This window comes from Streptomyces sp. NTD91 (assembly GCF_059510455.1).
The window spans coordinates 79184-96776 of the sequence record NZ_JCAJZW010000017.1 but is presented as its reverse complement, the minus strand read 5'-3'; the positions used below and the strand labels follow the sequence as shown (position 1 = coordinate 96776).

Below are 17593 nucleotides of genomic sequence, written 5' to 3'. Positions count from 1 at the left end.
GATGGGCATCCGCTTCGACTCCGTCACCGTCGCCCACGACGGAAACGTCGTCCTCGACTCGTTCGACCTGACCGTCGGGCCCGGCGAGTCATGGCGCTGCTCGGGCCGTCCGGCTCCGGCGAGACCACCGCGCTGCGGGCGGTCGCCGGGTTCGTACGGCCCGTTTCCGGGCGGGTGCTCCTCGGCGGCCGGGACGTGACGGACCTGCCGCCGTACCGGCGCGGCATCGGAACGGTCGTCCAGAGCTACGCGCTCCTCCCGCACATGCGGGTGGCCGAGAAGTACGGCCCGAAGGACGCCGGCCAGGTCGGCGGGGGCGGCGCCGCCGACCTGAAGGAACTCCGGGCCAACAACGTCGGCCCGTCCGCCTCCACCGGGAAGCTCGCGCCCAAGGTGGACAAGGGCGAGCTGCTCGTCACCAGGGCCCCGCACGGCGAGAACGGCAGGAAACTGCTCGACTTCGTGCTCGCGCGAAAGCAGCAGCAGGAGGCCGGCGAGATCGGCGGCGGCTTCGCCGCCCGTCAGGACGTCAAGGCCACCGACGCCAACGCCGTGGCGCTCGCCGCGCTGATGGACGGCGTGGAGGTCTTCCAGCCCGACTGGAACGACATCGACGAGAACATCACGTCGTACGTCGACGCCTGGAAGTCGGCCACCGGGAGCTGAGCCGACCGACTGGCGAAACGCCGGGGTCAGGATCAGGCCGTGCTGACTAGGCTGGGGGCGTCGGTACGCCGTGGTTCCGGCGCCCCCGCCTTTCTTGACCGCACGCACGCCAGGAGACGCACACATGGCAGACCGCAAGCCGATCGAGTCGTGGCTCACCGACATGGACGGTGTCCTGATCCACGAGGGCGTTCCGATCCCGGGAGCCGACGCCTTCCTGAAGAAGCTGCGGGAGTCCGGCCGTCCCTTCCTCGTGCTGACCAACAACTCCATCTACACCGCCCGCGACCTGCACGCCCGCCTGAACCGCATGGGCCTGGAGGTGCCGGTGGAGAACATCTGGACCTCGGCGCTGGCCACCGCCCAGTTCCTGGACGACCAGCGGCCCGGCGGCACCGCCTACGTCATCGGCGAGGCCGGCCTGACCACGGCGCTGCACGACATCGGTTACATCCTCACCGACCACGACCCCGACTTCGTGATCCTCGGCGAGACCCGCACGTACTCCTTCGAGGCCCTGACCAAGGCCGTACGGCTGATCAACGACGGCGCCCGGTTCATCGCCACCAACCCGGACAACGTCGGCCCCTCCACCGAGGGCGACCTGCCCGCCACCGGCTCGGTCGCCGCCCTGATCACCGCCGCGACCGGCAAGAAGCCGTATTTCGTCGGCAAGCCGAACCCGCTGATGATGCGGGCCGGGCTCAACGCCATCGGCGCCCACTCCGAGACCTCCGCGATGATCGGCGACCGCATGGACACCGACGTCCTCGCGGGCCTGGAGGCCGGCATGCGCACCTTCCTGGTGCTGTCCGGCGTCACCCAGCCCGACCGGGTCGACCGCTATCCCTTCCGGCCCTCCCAGGTCGTCGACTCGATCGCGGACCTGGTCGACCTGGTCGTCTGACCGCGGGAAACGGGCCTGGCCTGCGGGGTCGAAGCCCTGATCCACCCGTTCGGAGCAATGTGGCGCCCCCGCAGGATGCGGGGGCGCCCGGCGCGGGGGAGCCTCCTGGTATCTGGAGGTTCACGATGGGCTCACTACGCCTCACTCTCTGTACCGGAATCCTGGCCGCCACCGCGTTCGCCCCGGCGGCCCAGGCCGCCGACGCGGGTTCGGTCTCCGTGACCCCCGCCTCCCCGGCGCCCGGCACCGACGTGTCGGTCCGGGTCCACGGCTGCCCCGGGTCCCAGGGCGCCGCCGTCTCGAACGCCTTCGTCTCCGACGCCCGGCTGACCGGCGGCCAGGACACCCTGTCCGGGGAGACCCGCGTCCGCACCTCGCTGCAGCCGGGCGCCTACGACGTGAGGGTGACCTGCGCCGACTACGTGATCACCGGACGCATCACCGTCGTCGGCCGGGGGACGGCGAACGGCCAGGGCGCCGGGCCGTTCACACTGCCGGGACGTGAGCCCGCCGTCGTCCCCTCGCCCGTCGCCCCCGTCCCCGCGGGCGGTGGCGGCACCGCGCACTTCGCGACGGTGGCCACCACCGAGTCCGGCCCCGACACCGTACAGACGGTGACCGGCCTGGCCCTCGCCGGACTCGCGGCCCTCGCCGTCGGACTGCGCGCCCGCGCCGGCCGCGGCCCGCGCTGATCGCCGCCCATGTCCGACGACCGCGGGCACACCACCGGCACCGGGCGGCTCGGCACCGGCCTGACCTGGGCGCTGCTGCTGTTCGGGCTGTGGCTGTGGGGGCGCGGGGTGTCCGGCGTACCGCACACCACGGACGGCGCCTCCACCGGCGGCCTGTTCGCCGCCGCACCCCGGCTGCCCAGCCCGGCCAAACCGCTCGGCGACGCGCTGCCCGAGCGGCTCGACATCCCCCAACTGGGCGTGCAGGCACCGGTGGTGAGCCGCGGACTGGACGCCCAGGGCGCCATCGACCCGCCCCCCTTCGACCAGCCGGCCGTGGTCGGCTGGTACGGCGCCGGCACCGCGCCCGGCGCCCGCGGCGCGGCGCTCCTGGTCGGGCACGTCGACACCGAGACCCGGCCCGCGGTCTTCTACAAGCTCAGCACCCTCAAGCCCGGCGAGACGGTCCGCGTGGTCCGCTCGGACGGCAAGGTCGCCCGGTTCACCATCGACGACGTCCGCGTCCTGCCCCGCGCCGGCTTCGACGCCCGCCAGGCCTACGCCCCCCACCACCCCGGCCGCGCCGAACTCCGCCTGATCACCTGTGGCGGCACCTTCGACCGCACCGCACACCACTACACCGCCAACGTCGTGGTCTCCGCCTACCTCACCGGAACCACCGGCTGACCGCCGTAACCCCCCGTCCCGCACGCCCCGCCGCGCCCCCTCGCGACCTCGTGACGGACCGCCGGATATGCCACGATTGGACACCCGGACCGGTGCGCCCAGGGGGGAATCGCATGTACGACAGCAGGGGGGCCCGTGCGTCCGCGCGGGCGTCGGCGGCGGTGGTGCTGGGGGCGGCACTGCTGCTCGCCGGATGCTCTTCGGGAAGCGGGAACGGGAACCGGGACACGGGGGCCCGGATCACCCAACAGTCCAAGGCCGCCGACCCGTTCTGGGTCGACCCGGACGGCACCGCGGCTCGTCGGCTCGCCGCCTACGAGAAGTCCGGCAGGAAGACCGAGGCCGCGCAGATCCGGAAGATCGCCGAGCAGCCGGTGGGGGAGTGGATCGGCCCGGAGAACCCGGAACAGGAGGCCCGCGGCTTCACCGAGGCCGCCGAGCACTCCGACCGCACGGCCCTGCTCGTCCTCTACGACATCCCGCACCGCGACTGCGGCCAGTACTCCCAGGGCGGGGCGGCCGACGGCAACGCCTACCGCGCCTGGATCGACGCCGTGGCCCGGGGTATCGAGGACCGCTCCGCCATCGTGATCCTGGAGCCGGACGCCGTCCTGCACCTCGTGGACGGCTGTACCCCGGCCCAGTTCCACGAGGAGCGCTACGACCTGCTCAAGGGTGCGGTCGCCAGGCTCAAGTCCCTGAAGAGCACCAAGGTCTACCTGGACGCGGGCAACGCCGGCTGGGGCCACCCCGACCAGATCTTCCAGCCCCTGAAGCAGGCAGGCATCGACCAGGCCGACGGCTTCTCCGTCAACGTCTCCAACTTCTACTCCACCCAGGACTCCATCGCCTACGGCAAGCAGCTCTCGACGAAGGTGGGCGGCAAGCACTTCGTCGTCGACACCAGCCGCAACGGCAACGGCCCCTACACCCGGGGCGACCCGGCCCAGCGCTGGTGCAACCCGCCGGGCCGGGCCCTGGGCGAACCCCCGACGACGAAGACGGCCGACCCTCTGGTGGACGCCTACCTGTGGGTCAAGCGCCCGGGGGAGTCGGACGGCACGTGCAGGGGGGGACCGAAGGCGGGGCAGTGGTGGGCGAGTTACGCACTCGCCCTCGCCGAGAACAGCAAGTGATCCGCTACGGCACCCTCACCCACTGCGCGGTGCTGGGCGTCCCCTGGTCGTCGTCCACGAACAGCATGTACCACCCGGAGGTGACCAGGTTCCGGTTGTTCGGGACCGTCACCGTGATCCTGTTCCCGGACGTCTTGAAATCCAGCGCGATCGACCGCTGGTCCACATCCGTCACATGCGTGGACGCGCTCGGCCGGATCAGCCGCACCTTCCTGATGCCGGCCGCGTGCTCCGAGGTGAACGTCCCCGAAGCGCCGCGGGCGATCGTCCGCGGACCGTTGCCGAGCGACGGCCGGGGCCCTCGGTAGAGATAGGGCGGGGTGTAGATCTCGATCCGCTGCTCGAACTTCCCCGGGTTGGTGTTCGCCTCGTCCCCGTACAGCGAGTCGGATCCGAAGAACATCACCCGCCCGTCCGGCAGCAGGATCGACCCGGAGTGGTAGTTCCGCCCGACCAGCGGATCCGCGACCCGGGTGAAGCTGTTGCTGTCCGGGTGGTACACCCGCGCCTGCAGGATGTTGGAGTCGCTGCGCCCCCGGTAGTCCTCCGAGCCGCCGGAGACCAGCACGGTGTCGTCGGGCAGGATCGAGGACTGCGGGTACCGCGTGCCCTCCTCCAGTTCGGGCCCGTCCACGAAGTGCGGGTTCTTCGCCTTCAGGTCGATCAGCCGCGTCCTCTTGCTGGACAGCTTCGACTCGCCGACACCGCCGCCGCCGATCACCATGAACTTCTCGTCCTGCGCCGGAGGCAGCAGCACGGTCCCCGAGGTCTCCATCATCTTCGGGTCGCTGAGCCCGGGCAGCTCGGTGAACCGGTTGGTGTCGACGTCCCAGATGCCCGGGTCACGGCCGATGTCGTCGGGCCCGTACCCCGCGTTCGAACCCGAGTAGAAGATCTTCCCGTTCTGCATCAGGAACAGCGCCGGATACGTCGGGAACTGCCGGATCTTCTTCGTGTACCTCCACTTCTTGGTCCTGGGGTCGAAGATCTCGTTCTTGCCCGGCACCAGCTGGCCGATGTCGTCCAGACCGGAGACGCTGAGGATCTTTCCGTCGGACAGTGTGGTGAGCGTCGGGTACCAGCGGGCCTCGTTCATCGGGTCGACCTTGATGTACCGCTCGGCGACCGGATCGAACTCGTAGGCGTCCTTGATTCCCTCGAAGTCCTTCTTGTCGAGGGCCAGTTTCTGCGCGATGCCGTAGGTGTTGCGCGCGTCGGCGCCGGTCAGACCCTGGATGCGGTAGTTGTCCTGGGTACCGGTCTCGTACGCGGTTCCCTCCTTCTGCGCCTCGACGTAGACCCGGCCGTAACCGGGGTTGTTCCGCAGCCACTTGCCGGTCCCGTCGAAGACCTTCGTGGCACGCGGGACCAGCACGGGGTCCTGGGAGACGAACGTCTTGCCGTTCTGCCTGCCGGTGAACCTGGTGCCCGCGGGCAGTGTGATCGGCTTGTCCGGGTTCTCGTTGTAGAGGATCATGACGCCGCCGGCCTTCTTGACGTCGCCCTTGAGCTTCTCGTACCGCTTGGTGCCGCCCGCGATGAGCAGGTTGCCGTCGGCGAGCTGGGTGTGGCCGGTGCAGAACAGGTCGTTGGGCGTGGGAATCTTCTTGATCGTGCCCTTGACCGGGTCCCAGATCCGGGTGTCGAACTTCTTCTTGTCGAAGTTGTCCTGGTTGTTGCCCGAGCCGGCGACGAGCAGCACCTTGCCGGTGTGCAGGAGCGCCGCGTGGATGGTGTCCTGGCGGTACTGCGGAGGGAACTCGATGATGTCCCAGTGGCCGTTCTCGGCCTTGTACTCGGGTTTGTTGATCTTGTACTGGTGGTACTGCGCGGTGCCCAAGCGATAGACCCACGGCCCGTTCATCCCGGCCAGCGCGAGTACCACCGCCGTACCGATCGCGAGCCTGCGGGCGCGACGGCGGCCGGCCTGGTCCTTCATTCCTTACGTCCCCCAAGTCCGCCAAGTGCGATCTGCACGGTCTGCTCGTTCTCCCGGCCCCGCTCCCCGTCCGCGCCGGCCACCCAGGTGGGCCGCTGGAGCGGAGGATGGGCCGGGTGCGCCGCGGGCACCGCGTCCTGCGGTTCGGCGACCGCCGTCGCCGGCTGCTTCCGCTCCTGCCACAGCGTGTACCGCCAGGCGCAGATCGGCGAGGCGGTGATCAGCAGGGCCAGCGAGGCCCAGGTGATCATCGCGGGGTGGGCGTGCCCGAGCACGAGGCCGGCGGCGAGCGAGCCGCCGAAGACCAGGACGAAGAACCAGTGGACCCGGAACGTCCCGAACAGCGTGTCGGGGCTCGCCGACTCGCCCTTGGGCGTCACCACGAACGTGCTCCTGCGGCGCAGTACGGCGTCCATCAGGGAGCGTGCGTAGATCGGAGCGGACAGCGCGGACATCACCATGCCCGCGACACCGCCGGAGCCCTCCGGCTCGTGCGGGGAGACGTTGTGCCGCCGGTTCCAGACGTACAGGCCGATCTGGAGGGCGGAGGCGTTGCCGTACAGCATCAGCCACACGGTCGGGTCGATGTTCACGCCCGAGGCGCCCAGGCCCAGGAACAGCGCGCAACTCAACGCCGCCAGGATCCAGTTGAGGGCGGACATCGGATAGAAGACGATCATCATCGTGTAGTTGAAGAGCTTGCCCGGCCCCAGCGTGAACAGGCCCTTCCCGTACTGCTTGAGGATCGTCTCGTAGGTGCCCCGGGACCAGCGCAGCTGCTGGGTGAAGAAGTCCGTCCAGGCGGCCGGGCCCTCGCCGACGGCGAGCACGTCCGGGGTGTAGACCGACTTCCACCTCCGTCCCGTGGCCGGGTTCTTGGCGCGGTGCATCTCGAAGCCCGTCGCCATGTCCTCGGTGATGGAGTCGTACAGCCCGCCGATCTGCTTGATCGCCCTGATGCGCACGGCGTTGGAGGTGCCGACGAACATCGGGGCGCCGTAGCGGTTTCCGGCGCGCTGGATCAGGGCGTGGAAGAGGAACTGCTGGGACTCGGCGGCCTTGGTGACGAACGTGTCGTAGTTGCCGTAGACCTGTGGGCCGATGACGAAGCCGACGTCGGGGTCACGGAAGTAACCGAGCATCCGCTCGAGGTAGTTGGGCAGCGGCACGTGGTCGGTGTCGACGGAGGCGAAGAAGTCGTAGTCGTCGCCGTGCGCCTCCAGCCAGGCGTTGTAGTTGCCGTGCTTCGTCTTCGCGCGGTGCGGCCCCTTGGACTGGTTCCACTTCGCGACGCCCTTGCGGGTGAAGTGGTGCACGCCGAGCCGGGCGCAGACCTCCCTGACGGCCGGGTCGTCGCCCTCGTCGAGCAGCCATATGTGCAGCAGGCCCCGGTGGCGCAGCCTCACCGCCGCCCGAAGGGTCTTCGTCACCATCTCCAGCGGTTCCTTGCCGGGCACGTAGGTGGTGAGGAAGGCGACTTTCGTGCCGGTCTCGGGGACCACCGGGACCGGGTCGCGGGCGACGAGCGTGGCGTGCGCGTTGGACAGGACGTTGATGCAGCGGAAGAACTCGATCAGGCCGATCGAGACGAGCATGACGACGTCGAGGGCCGGCAGGAAGCCGTAGGCGGGATGGTCCCGTTCGGTCCAGTGCTCGGGCTGGAGCAGCCAGAACAGCAGCACCAGGGAGAGCACGGGGGCCGCGCCCAGCATGAGCGCGGCGCGCACGCGGTGCGGCTCCTGCGAGAGCAGCGACCGGTACCGCACCGTGTACGGCTGGGCCGGGTCGGGCTGGGTGAGGGGGCCGGCGAGCCGGCTGTAGTGCTCGTAGTCGTATCTCGGCAGGCTCTTTCTGATCCGGCGGAACTGGCCCGTCCGGTGGCCGATCACCCTCAGCGGTGTGGTCTGTGACGGATCTTCGTGAACGTGGCTGTGTTCGGCGCCCGACGGCGTCGACGTCATGAGTCATTCCCCCCACACGCGGGTCACCGCGTGTTTCGTCGGTTCCCTTCCGCCCGGCCGGCTTCCCCTTGTGCCCGCGCGTGCGGAATCAGCGGTGCTGCGCAGTCCCCACGTCATCCCCACCTCGTGGACACGGGACGGCGACCTTCCGGTTGCCTGATGCCCCCCTCGGCATCGTTTGCTGAGCGAGGCCCCCTCCCCGCCGTCTCCAACCGGTTGCTTCCCCCCAACTGCCGTCATAGCACGGCAGCTTGGACATCCAGGGTCTACGGCGTCCGGCATGATCGCAAGACGCGAAACGCGGTGTTTACCGGTCAAACCCGTTCATTGTGGCGCGCGTGGGGCTCGGGAGGCGGGGGTGCGCCGGTGATCCCGGGCGGCCGGGGTGCGCCGGTGGTGGAGAGGCGGACACGGATGTCGCCGAAGTGATCCCTTACGGCCTCCTCCGCCCGCATCGAGTCGCCGGACCGGACCGCGTCCAGGATCTCCCGGTGCTGCCGGCAGGTGACCCTGGGGTCCTGCGGCACGTCCACGAGATCCCGCTGTACGCGGTGGAAGGCGTCCCAGAACGCCTCCAGCACCTCGCTCAGCAGCACGTTGTCCAGCCCCCGGCAAAGGGTGGCGTGGAAGGCGCGGTCGGTCTCGGCGAGGCCCGCTCCCTCGGCGGCCTCCTGTTCCATACGGTCCACGAGGGCGTCCAGCTCACCGGGGTCCGCCGCGGGCAGACGTCCGGCCGGCCGCGCCACCAGCCCGGTCTCCATGGCCTCGCGCAGCTCCAGCAGCTGCAGCAGGGAGTCCTCGCCCCGGTAGTGCCCGGCGACCGTGGGGAAGGCCAGACCCTCGGTCATGGGTGCGAGCGACATCGAGCCGACGTACGTCCCGAACCCGTGCCGGATCTCGACGATCCCCATCGCCTGGAGCGCCTTCAGGGCCTCGCGCACGGAGTTCCGGCTCGCGCCGAGGTACTCCGTCGGCTCGGGCTCGGTCGGCAGCGGGGCGCCCGAGGGCAGCCGTCGGTCGACGATCAGCTCCTTGATCCGCTCCTGAAGGTCCCGGCCCGCCATGGCGAGAGGGTATCCGGCCCGACGGGGGGGGAGGGCTCGGTTCCGGGCGGGGGTGAGCTCCGGCCATGCGAATGGCCCCCCGCTTTTGCGAGGGGCCATTCGGTCGGTGCGCCGCCAGGGACTCGAACCCCGGACCCGCTGATTAAGAGTCAGCTGCTCTAACCAACTGAGCTAGCGGCGCCTGCTGACGAAGAGAACTCTACCCGACCTTCGGGGGTGCCTGTGACCACCCCGGGGTGATCAGGCGATGGTCGGGAGGAGGGCTGTACATCATTCGGACCGTCAAAGTGGCGGCGCCGTGGCCAGTTGAGAAACTGATCAACGTGCACATCAGCGGACAAATCACCACCGAATGTGAGGCGGATCGCATGACGGCCCCGGTGTTCGAGGAGTTCCACCCCGCCGCCGACTGTGACTGCCCCGGCTGTGTCCAGGGGCGGCGGGTGCGCCCGCGCCCGTCGGCAGGCCGGCTCGGCGGCCCTGCCGCGGCCTGCGGAATCGTCGCGGTGGCCACCGCGTCCGCGGTCCTCGGTGCGGCCGCCCCCGTCGCCGCGGCCCCCGCCGGCCGCCCCGCCGAGCAGCGCCCGCACGTCCCCGGTGACGGCGACCCCGCGACCCCGCAGGGTGCCAAGGGCCCGCTGCACGGCCCCAAGGGCGCACCGGAGGGGCCCGGCAGCGTCCCGATCCCCGCCACCACCCGGGCCAAGATCATCGAGCGGGCCAAGATCTGGGTGGCGGCCAAGGTGCCGTACAGCATGAACGACTACTGGTCCGACGGCTACCGGCAGGACTGCTCGGGCTACGTCTCCATGGCCTGGGGCCTGCCGGGCAACGAGTGGACGGGCAGCCTCGGCGAGTTCGGCGTGAGGATCACCAAGGAGGAACTGGAGCCCGGCGACATCCTGCTGTACCACAACCCGGACAATCCCGAGAAAGGCTCCCACGTGGTGATCTTCGGCGGCTGGACGGACTCCGCGCACACCTCCTACAAGGTCTACGAGCAGACGCCCCCGCACGCCCGCAGTCGGCCCACCCCCTATCCCTACTGGAGCAACGCCGACAAATACGTCCCCTACCGCTACAAGGGCCTGAGCACCGGCACGAGCAAGGACGCGGTACCGGACACGGCCGGCACCGGTGCGGTGGGCACGGACCTGCCCGGTGCGTTCGGCGCGCAGGGGGTGCCCTCCTCGCACGGCGTGCTCGGTTACCCGGGCCGCCACCTCTTCCGTCCGGGCGCGGAGAACGCCTACGTCGCGCAGCTGGGCCGGCGACTGGTGGAGAAGGGGTTCGGCGGGTTCTACGCCACCGGCCCCGGCCCGCGCTGGGGCGACGCGGACCGGCGCGCGGTGGAGGCCTTCCAGCGCGCCCAGGGCTGGCGGGGCGGCGCGGCGGACGGCATCCCGGGGCCGGAGACCTGGCGCCGGCTTTTCCTGGAGACGACCCCTGACCGGGGTGCCGGTCTGTGACCGCATCCGCGGTGACCGCTCCCCTGCATCCGACACACCCACATCCCAATCCTGTTAACGGCGCATCTGGCGCGGAGGCTGGAGGCACACATGACGACGACCACGTCACACACACCGCCCGAATCCGAAGGGCACCCGGAGGACGCCGTGGACGACGGCGGGCGCACGGCCCGGCTGATCCACCACGACACCACCGAGATCCCTGTCCATCTGCTCTACCGCGACGGCCCCGACCCGGCGGATCCGGCGACGGTGCCGCTCAAGGCCGCCGTGGTGGCCTGCCGTGAGGGAACCGGCGAGCAGCCGCGGGTGGAATCCCCGGAACCGGGGCGCCGCCGGCCGCTGCCCCAGGCCGACCCGCAACTGGTGGAACGCCCGGCGCGGGTGCTGCCCGGGGCGGCCGGGCTGCTGGTCGGGTTGTGCGGGATCGCCGCCGGCCTGGCGATCTCCTGGTGGGCCGGAGTGCTGCCGCCGGCCGTCGTGCGGACGCTGCGGGTGCCCGCGTCCCCGGTCGCGGGGCTCGGTCCGGTGCAGTGGGCGGCATACGCCGGCGCCTGGGTGCTCGGCATGTTCGGCTTCGGCGGGCTGGGCCGGGGGCGGACCGGGCGGGCCTGGGTGCTCGGCCTGTTCGGCGGCTACCGGGGGACGGTACGGCGCACCGGGCTGTTCTGGGTGAACCCGCTGCTGCAGCGGCGCCCGGCCGATGTGCGGCCGCGGCACTGGCGCAGCGAGCCGATGCCGGCGGCGGATCCCGACGGGATGCCGCTGCAGGTGGTCGTGCTGGTGGCGTGGCAGGTGCGGGACACCGCGCGGGCCCTGCTCGGCGTCGACGACCACGAGGGATATCTGCGCGCGTGCGTGGAGGCGGCGCTGGCCCGCGTGCCGGTGGAGCCGACGGCCGGTGCCGAGGGCGTCGCGACGGTGGCGGGCGACGCGCTGACCGGGCTGGTGGCGGAGGAGGCCGCGCCGGCCGGCCTGGACGTGTTCTCGGTGCATCCGGTGCGGGCGGAGTACGCCCCGGAGGTGGCGGCCGCGATGCGCCGGGGCCGGATCGCCCGGCTGGACGCCCGGCAGCGGGCCGGCATGCTCAGCTCGGTGGTGGACGCGGTGGAGGACACGGTGACCCGGCTGGCCGTGCGCGGCCTGGTCGAGCTCGACGACTACGAGCGCAAGGCGCTGGTGCGGGACCTGACGGTCGCGTTCTGTTCCGGGCGCGGGGAGCCGTCGTGAGCGGCGGGGCGGGGCCGCCGCAGCCCCGCCCCGTGATTGGTGTGGACATGCTCAAGACGCTGGCAATAGTCTGACACTTGGTCTGGACCTACGCACCTGCACGGCTCACCGAACTCCCCACGTTCTCCAGGAGCGGCAGTATGCACACGAGGACCAAGCTGTCCGCGGTCGTGCTGGGCGTGGTGACCGCCGGAGCGTTCGCGCTCTCCACCGGCGGCGCCAGCGGGCACGGCTACACCGACCTCCCCGTCAGCAGGCAGAGCCTCTGCGCCGACGGCACGGTGACGGGCTGCGGCGACATCCAGTACGAGCCGCAGAGCGTCGAGGGCCCCAAGGGCTTCCCGGCCGGGGGGCCCGCCGACGGCCAGGTGTGCAACGGCGGCCTGAGCCGGTTCGCCCGGCTCAGCTCGCCGACCACACCGTCCGGCGGGGCGTGGCCCACCACCGAGGTGGCGGGCGGTCAGACGTACACGTTCCGCTGGCGGTTCACCGCCATGCACGCCACGACGGACTTCGAGTACTACGTCACCAGGCAGGGCTGGGACCAGAACCACCCCCTGTCCCGCTCGGACCTCGACCTCACCCCGTTCCTCACGGTCCCGTACAACGGCCGGCGCCCGCCGGCCACCCTCAGCCACAGCGGCACCCTGCCGAGCGGGCTGAGCGGGCACCACGTCATCCTCGCGGTGTGGACGATCGCCGACACCGGCAACGCGTTCTACGCCTGTTCGGACGTCACCTTCTGAGGACCGTTCCGCCACAGCACGGAAACTGAGGTTCCCTTGAGGGCCGCCGCCCCCGCCACCGGGTACGTTTCCCCCCACGCCGGCCGAGGGGCACGGCGTACCGGACCTCGGGGGGACCTCATGTTCGAGCTGTTCTTCTACGCCGTACCCACCCTCGTGATCGCGGGCTTCGGAGCGGCTTCGATCGGGCTGCTGCGCCGTGCCTGGCGGATCGGCAGGACCTGGTCGCACGGGCTGACCGCCGAGGGCCGGTGCCTGAGGATGTTCACGACGACCAGTGGGGGCGGCGGGGACACCTCGGTGCGCACGACCGTGCACCACGTCCACGAGTTCACCACTCACGAGGGCCGCAGGGTCCGGTTCGAGGAGAAGGACGGGCCCGCCACCGTCCTGGAGGGCGACCTCGTCACCGTGCGGTACCTGCCCGGGCGGCCGGAGCGGGCCACCGCGCTGCCGCCCGCCCGCGCCCGGCTCGCCGTCGGTACCGGCTTCGGGGTGGCCTTCTGCGGCGCGGCCATCGCCTTCTGCGTCGTCTTCCTCGTGACCGCCCACATGATGTTCACGGAGGCGGGCGGCCTCGTGCCGTAGTGGTTCCCGCCCGGCACCGCTTCACGGGGGCTCGGGGGGTGGATGGCGAAGCCCCCACGACGCGCGGCGAAGCAGCGCGGAAACAGAGATGGCGAGGCATGTCCGCGCTTTCCGCGGACATGCCTCGCCATCGTCATCGTGCGCCGCCAGGGACTCGAACCCCGGACCCGCTGATTAAGAGTCAGCTGCTCTAACCAACTGAGCTAGCGGCGCATGACTCCCGCCCTCCGCGGACTTCTCGCTTCCGCGTCCGGCGACGAAGAAAATACTACCTGGTCCCGAGGGGTGCTCATGACCACCCCCGGAAGACCTAGTGCCGCGGCAGGCAACGTTTGCCCGTCGAGGAGCGGCGTCCGGTGCGTGCTGTCGGCGTGCCGGGTGCAAGCCCTCGTACTGGATGTACGTGGGTTTGTGCCCGGTGCGGCGAGTGGGGGCACCTCCCACGCCCTTGAGGCAGTGGGGGAGCGTGCCGGGGTCGCGACGGGGCGAACGTTGCCTGAAACACGCCCTAGATCGTGAGGGACAGCAGCACCGGGGCGGCGCTCCGGTTGAGCGCGTCCGCCGCCTGCTTCAGCCGGTGCGCGTGCTCCACGGGCAGCGACAGCGCCAGGCAGCCCACCGAGGAACCGGCCGTGATCGGGACCGCCGCGCAGACCGTGCCGATCGCGTACTCCTGGAGGTCCAGGACCGGGACCGTCGGCGGCTGGGACTCGAGGCGGGACAGCAGCAGCTTGTCGCTGGTGATGGTGCGCGAGGTGAGGCGGGCCATCTTGTGCCGGGAGAGGTGGTCGCGGCGGGCGTTGTGGTCGAGCTGGGTGAGCAGGCTCTTGCCGACCGCCGTCGCGTGCGCGGCGGTGCGGAAGTCGACCCACTCGTTGACCGCCGGGGTGGTGGGGCCGGCCGCGTACTGGGTGACCTTGACCTCGCCGTCGACGTACCGGCTCATGTAGACCGCGGCGCCGACCGAGTCGCGCAGCCGGTCCAGAGTGTGCTGGAGCTTCTCGCGGACCGCCCGCTCCCGGTCGTGCGCGGAGGTGAGCCGACGCAGGGTGTCCCCGGTGACGTACGCCCCACCGGCGATCTGCTCCACATAGCCCTCGCGGCGCAGCATGCGCAGCAGGGCGGACAGCCGCTCAAGGCCGAGGCCGGTGCGGCGGGCCAGTTCGGCGTCGGTGGCACCGATGGAGCGGCGGGCGACGATCTCCAGCACGCGCAGCGCGTCCTGGGCGGAGTGGTACGGGGCGGTCGGCTCGTGCATCAGCGCCACGGTGGTCTCCCCCTGCGCTCGCTTACTGGGCCGTACGGTCGGTCCTGCGGTCCCACGATAACGGGCAAACCCGGTGCCGGGAGAGGGGGTTGGCGAGATTGTTTCGCCCGCCAGTCCCCTCCCAACTGCGACGCAGACCCTCTGGCACATGCCAAAGTCATGACCCAGCAGTCGGACCTCGGCATCTTCCCGGGCCACGCCCCGCAGTCACAGCACCGCGCTGAGGAATTCCCGGGTCCGCTCCTGCTCCGGCTCGTTGAAGATCTTGTCCGGGGAACCTGACTCGATCACCCGGCCGCCGTCGAACATCAGCACCTGGTCGGAGATGTCCCGGGCGAAGCCCATCTCGTGGGTCACGCACAGCATCGTGATGTCGGTGCTGCGGGCGATGTCCCTGAGCAGGTCGAGCACGCCCGCGACCAGCTCGGGGTCGAGCGCGGAGGTCACCTCGTCCAGCAGCAGCACCCGCGGCCGCATCGCCAGGGCACGGGCGATCGCCACCCGCTGCTGCTGTCCGCCGGACAGCCGGGTCGGCTTCACGTCGCACTTGTCGGTGAGCCCGACCAGTTCCAGCAGCTCCCGGGCGCGCTCCTCGGCCTCGTCCCTGGACATGCCGAGGACCTGCACCGGCGCCTCGGTGATGTTCCGCAGCACGCTCATGTTCGGGAACAGGTTGAACTGCTGGAAGACCATGCCGATCTTCTTGCGGACCTCCCGGACCTGCTTCTCCGGCGCCGGGAACAGCTGCTCGCCGTCGACGGTGACCGTGCCCTCGTCCGGGGTGGTGAGGGTCATCAGGAGTCTGAGGATCGTGGTCTTGCCGGACCCCGAGGGACCGATCAGGGTGACGTGCTTTCCGGCGTCGACGGAGAAGTTCAGCCGGTCGAGCACGGTGTTCGCGCCGAACCGCTTGGTGACGTTCTCCAGGCGGACCAGCTCGGTCGGCCCGGCGTCGGCGAGTGAGGGCTGTGGACGGGGCTCAACGGACAAGGCGACGCTCCAGGGCTCGCAGGAGAAGGGAGGCCAGGTAGGAGATGAGGATGAAGGCGACTCCGATCACGGTGACCGGCTCGGTGAACTGGAAGTGCTGCTGGGAGTAGAGCCGCGCCTGGCCGAGCATCTCCAGCACCGTGATCGTCATCAGCATCGGCGTGTCCTTCAGCATGGAGATCACGTAGTTGCCGAGGGCGGGCACCACCCGGCGGATCGCCTGCGGCAGGATCACCGCGGTCCAGGTCCGGCGCCGGGGCAGGTTCAGCGCCGTCGCCGCCTCCCACTGGCCGGCCGGGACGGCCTCGATGCCGGCCCGGTAGACCTGCATGGTGTACGTCGAGTAGTGCAGGCCGATCGCGAAGACACCCGTGGTCAGCGCGGAGAAGGTGACGCCCCACTCGGGCAGCACGTAGAACAGGAAGAACAGCTGCACCAGCAGCGGGGTGTTGCGCACGAACTCCGTGAGCACCCCGACCGGCCAGCGCACCCACCGGGTCGGCGTCCGCATCAGCAGCGTCCACACCAGACCCAGGCTGAAGGACAGCAGGGAACCGAGGGCCAGGGCCTCCAGGGTGACCAGCAGCCCGTCCCAGAAGTGCGGCATGAAGCCGCTCACGGCGTTCCAGTCCCACTTCATGCGACGCGCCCCCCTGCTTCGGTCGTCTGCGCACGCTTCGGCTCACGCGCCGCGGACTCGGTGCCCGCGCCCTTGCCGACGCCGTCCTTCAGCCGCTTCTCCAAGTCGCGCATAAGCCGGGTGATCAGGAAGGCGATCACGAAGTAGATCAGCAGCACGTAGGTGTAGATCTCCGCGCTCTGCTGCAACGCCAGCCGCACCAGGTTCGCGCTGAACGTCAGATCGCCCATGCCCATCACCGACACCAGCGCGGTGCCCTTGAGCAGCTCGACCAGAAGATTGCAAAAGGGCGGGATCATCTCCGGCACCGCCTGCGGCAGCAGGATCAGCCGCAGCCGCTGGGCCGGCGAGAAGCTGAGCGCGATTCCGCCCTCCTGCTGCGCCGGGTCGACCGACTGCAGCGCGCCGCGCACGATCTCCGAGCCGTACGCGCCGTACGTCAGGCCGAGCGCCAGCGTGCCCGCCCACAGAGGCACCAGCTGCCAGCCGAAGGCGACCGGCAGCACGAAGAACACCCAGAAGATCATCACCAGTGCCGAGGTGCCGCGGAACACCTCGGTGTAGAAGCCGGCGAGGAAGCGCACGATCCACAACCGGTGCGTGCGGGCGATGCCGACGACGAAGGACACGGCGGCCGCCAGCAGCGCGCTCAGCACCAGCAGCTGGACGGTGGTCCAGACACCCTTGAGTACGAGTTCCCACAGCCCCGAGGTCATCCGCCGCACAGCTCCTTCGCGGTGAGGTCGGTCATCTCGGCCCTGGTGAAGCCGAACGGCCGCAGGATCCGGAACAGCTCGCCGCTCTTCTTGAGCTTGCGCAACTCGGCGTTGAAGGCGTCCCGCAGTCTCGTCTCGGTCGGCCGGAAGGCGAACGCGCCGCCGTCCACATGCGGTTTGCCCTTGACCAGCGGCGCGAAGGGGTGCGTCGCCTCCGCCTTGTGGGACTTCTTCACGACCTCGCGGGTGGTGAGCGCCGTACCGGCGAAGACGTCGACGCGGCCCGCCTCGACGGCGTTCAGCCCGGCGACCTGGTCGGGGACGATCAGAATGTCGCTCTGCTTGTACCCGGCGTCGACCGCGTACTGGATCTCGGCGTACCCGGTGCCGGTGGCGAACTTCGCCTTCTTCGCGACGACGTCCCGGTAGGAGTGCAACCCGAGCGGGTTCCCCTTGCGCACGATGAACGAATCCAGCATCTGGTAGTCCGGGTCGGCGAAGATCACCTGCTGGCAGCGCTCCGGGTTGACGTACATCCCGGCCGCCACGACGTCGAACTGCTGCGAGTTGAGCCCGGGTATCAGCGAGCCGAACTCGGTGGGCACCGGCTGGACCCGGCCCACCCCGAGCCGCTTGAAGATCACCTTGGCCAGCTCGGGCGCCTCACCGGTGAGCTGACCGTTCTTGTCGATGTACCCGAAGGGGACCTCGCCGGCGATCCCCAGCCGTACGACGCCCTGCGCGCGCAGCCGCTCCAGCAGGTCGCCGCCCTCCTTGCCGGACGCCTCGGCCACCCGCGAGCAGCCCGCCGCGCCGAGTGCTCCGAGAGCCGCGAGACCGCCGAGCACCGAGCGCCGGGTGCGTCCATGTCTGGATCGGAATGTGTGTACGTCGTTCCCAGTTGGTGGAGCCATGG

The 17593-nt window shown here is 70.5% G+C and carries 16 protein-coding genes, 2 tRNA genes and 2 pseudogenes; 10 read left to right on the top strand and 10 right to left on the bottom strand.

Annotation, left to right across the window (positions count from 1 at the left end; translation table 11 throughout):
• Nucleotide 1: 1 nt before the first annotated feature.
• The 6 genes and pseudogenes from AC5WRT_RS19395 to AC5WRT_RS19370 form a co-directional block, all read left to right on the top strand.
• Nucleotides 2-279: pseudogene (locus tag AC5WRT_RS19395) on the top strand (ATP-binding cassette domain-containing protein); the annotation flags it as partial.
• A gap of 51 nt (nucleotides 280-330) precedes the next feature.
• A pseudogene (locus AC5WRT_RS19390) lies at nucleotides 331-666 on the top strand (2-aminoethylphosphonate ABC transporter substrate-binding protein); the annotation flags it as partial.
• Between the two features lie 124 nt (nucleotides 667-790).
• On the top strand, nucleotides 791-1573 hold the full coding sequence (locus AC5WRT_RS19385; RefSeq protein ID WP_496094926.1) for an HAD-IIA family hydrolase: 783 nt from the start codon (nucleotides 791-793) through the stop codon (nucleotides 1571-1573).
• Nucleotides 1574-1698: 125 nt separating this feature from the next.
• Entirely contained in the window at nucleotides 1699-2265 is a 567-nt protein-coding gene (locus AC5WRT_RS19380) for a hypothetical protein (protein ID WP_496094927.1), read from the top strand.
• Between the two features lie 9 nt (nucleotides 2266-2274).
• On the top strand, nucleotides 2275-2931 hold the full coding sequence (locus AC5WRT_RS19375) for a class F sortase (protein ID WP_496094928.1): 657 nt from the start codon (nucleotides 2275-2277) through the stop codon (nucleotides 2929-2931).
• A gap of 113 nt (nucleotides 2932-3044) precedes the next feature.
• Nucleotides 3045-4067: a glycoside hydrolase family 6 protein gene (locus AC5WRT_RS19370; protein WP_496094929.1), complete on the top strand. Its 1023-nt coding sequence runs from the start codon at nucleotides 3045-3047 to the stop codon at nucleotides 4065-4067.
• A 4-nt stretch (nucleotides 4068-4071) separates the two neighbouring features.
• Here AC5WRT_RS19370 and glxA read toward each other — a convergent pair whose 3' ends face one another.
• From glxA to AC5WRT_RS19350, 4 genes are all read right to left on the bottom strand, one after another.
• Nucleotides 4072-6006 carry a radical copper oxidase GlxA gene (glxA, locus tag AC5WRT_RS19365; RefSeq protein ID WP_496100443.1) on the bottom strand — a complete coding sequence of 645 codons (1935 nt, stop codon included), beginning with the start codon at nucleotides 6004-6006 and terminating at the stop codon, nucleotides 4072-4074.
• The gene (locus AC5WRT_RS19360) at nucleotides 6003-7967 is read right to left on the bottom strand and encodes a glycosyltransferase family 2 protein (RefSeq protein ID WP_496094931.1); all 1965 of its coding nucleotides are present in this window, start codon (nucleotides 7965-7967) and stop codon (nucleotides 6003-6005) included. The genes glxA and AC5WRT_RS19360 overlap by 4 nt, the downstream gene beginning before the upstream one ends.
• Before the next feature lie 314 nt (nucleotides 7968-8281).
• Complete coding sequence (locus AC5WRT_RS19355; protein ID WP_496094932.1) at nucleotides 8282-9031, bottom strand: FadR/GntR family transcriptional regulator; 750 nt, start codon at nucleotides 9029-9031, stop codon at nucleotides 8282-8284.
• A 107-nt stretch (nucleotides 9032-9138) separates the two neighbouring features.
• A tRNA-Lys gene (locus AC5WRT_RS19350) sits at nucleotides 9139-9212 on the bottom strand.
• Between the two features lie 187 nt (nucleotides 9213-9399).
• Between AC5WRT_RS19350 and AC5WRT_RS19345 the strand changes: the two genes are divergently transcribed.
• The 4 genes from AC5WRT_RS19345 to AC5WRT_RS19330 all read left to right on the top strand — a co-directional run bounded on the left by AC5WRT_RS19345 (nucleotide 9400) and on the right by AC5WRT_RS19330 (nucleotide 13064).
• On the top strand, nucleotides 9400-10500 hold the full coding sequence (locus AC5WRT_RS19345; RefSeq protein ID WP_496100442.1) for a peptidoglycan-binding protein: 1101 nt from the start codon (nucleotides 9400-9402) through the stop codon (nucleotides 10498-10500).
• A gap of 90 nt (nucleotides 10501-10590) precedes the next feature.
• Nucleotides 10591-11730 carry an SPFH domain-containing protein gene (locus AC5WRT_RS19340; protein ID WP_496100441.1) on the top strand — a complete coding sequence of 380 codons (1140 nt, stop codon included), beginning with the start codon at nucleotides 10591-10593 and terminating at the stop codon, nucleotides 11728-11730.
• A gap of 140 nt (nucleotides 11731-11870) precedes the next feature.
• Nucleotides 11871-12476, top strand: coding sequence for a lytic polysaccharide monooxygenase auxiliary activity family 9 protein (locus tag AC5WRT_RS19335; RefSeq protein ID WP_496094935.1), 606 nt, complete (start codon nucleotides 11871-11873; stop codon nucleotides 12474-12476).
• A gap of 120 nt (nucleotides 12477-12596) precedes the next feature.
• Nucleotides 12597-13064 carry a DUF3592 domain-containing protein gene (locus tag AC5WRT_RS19330; RefSeq protein WP_496094936.1) on the top strand — a complete coding sequence of 156 codons (468 nt, stop codon included), beginning with the start codon at nucleotides 12597-12599 and terminating at the stop codon, nucleotides 13062-13064.
• 139 nt (nucleotides 13065-13203) lie between these two features.
• Here AC5WRT_RS19330 and AC5WRT_RS19325 read toward each other — a convergent pair.
• The 6 genes from AC5WRT_RS19325 to ehuB form a co-directional block, all read right to left on the bottom strand.
• Nucleotides 13204-13277: transfer RNA gene (locus AC5WRT_RS19325), tRNA-Lys, on the bottom strand.
• A 295-nt stretch (nucleotides 13278-13572) separates the two neighbouring features.
• Complete coding sequence (locus tag AC5WRT_RS19320) at nucleotides 13573-14331, bottom strand: IclR family transcriptional regulator (protein WP_496094937.1); 759 nt, start codon at nucleotides 14329-14331, stop codon at nucleotides 13573-13575.
• A gap of 207 nt (nucleotides 14332-14538) precedes the next feature.
• Nucleotides 14539-15321: an ectoine/hydroxyectoine ABC transporter ATP-binding protein EhuA gene (gene ehuA, locus AC5WRT_RS19315; RefSeq protein WP_496094938.1), complete on the bottom strand. Its 783-nt coding sequence runs from the start codon at nucleotides 15319-15321 to the stop codon at nucleotides 14539-14541.
• Nucleotides 15311-15961 carry an ectoine/hydroxyectoine ABC transporter permease subunit EhuD gene (ehuD, locus tag AC5WRT_RS19310; protein ID WP_496100440.1) on the bottom strand — a complete coding sequence of 217 codons (651 nt, stop codon included), beginning with the start codon at nucleotides 15959-15961 and terminating at the stop codon, nucleotides 15311-15313. Before ehuD ends, ehuA begins: the two co-directional genes overlap by 11 nt.
• Nucleotides 15958-16677, bottom strand: coding sequence for an ectoine/hydroxyectoine ABC transporter permease subunit EhuC (gene ehuC / locus AC5WRT_RS19305; RefSeq protein WP_496094940.1), 720 nt, complete (start codon nucleotides 16675-16677; stop codon nucleotides 15958-15960). Before ehuC ends, ehuD begins: the two co-directional genes overlap by 4 nt.
• A complete protein-coding gene (ehuB, locus tag AC5WRT_RS19300) occupies nucleotides 16674-17591 on the bottom strand; it encodes an ectoine/hydroxyectoine ABC transporter substrate-binding protein EhuB (protein WP_496094941.1) in 918 nt (305 codons plus the stop codon). Before ehuB ends, ehuC begins: the two co-directional genes overlap by 4 nt.
• Between the last annotated feature and the right edge of the window lie 2 nt (nucleotides 17592-17593).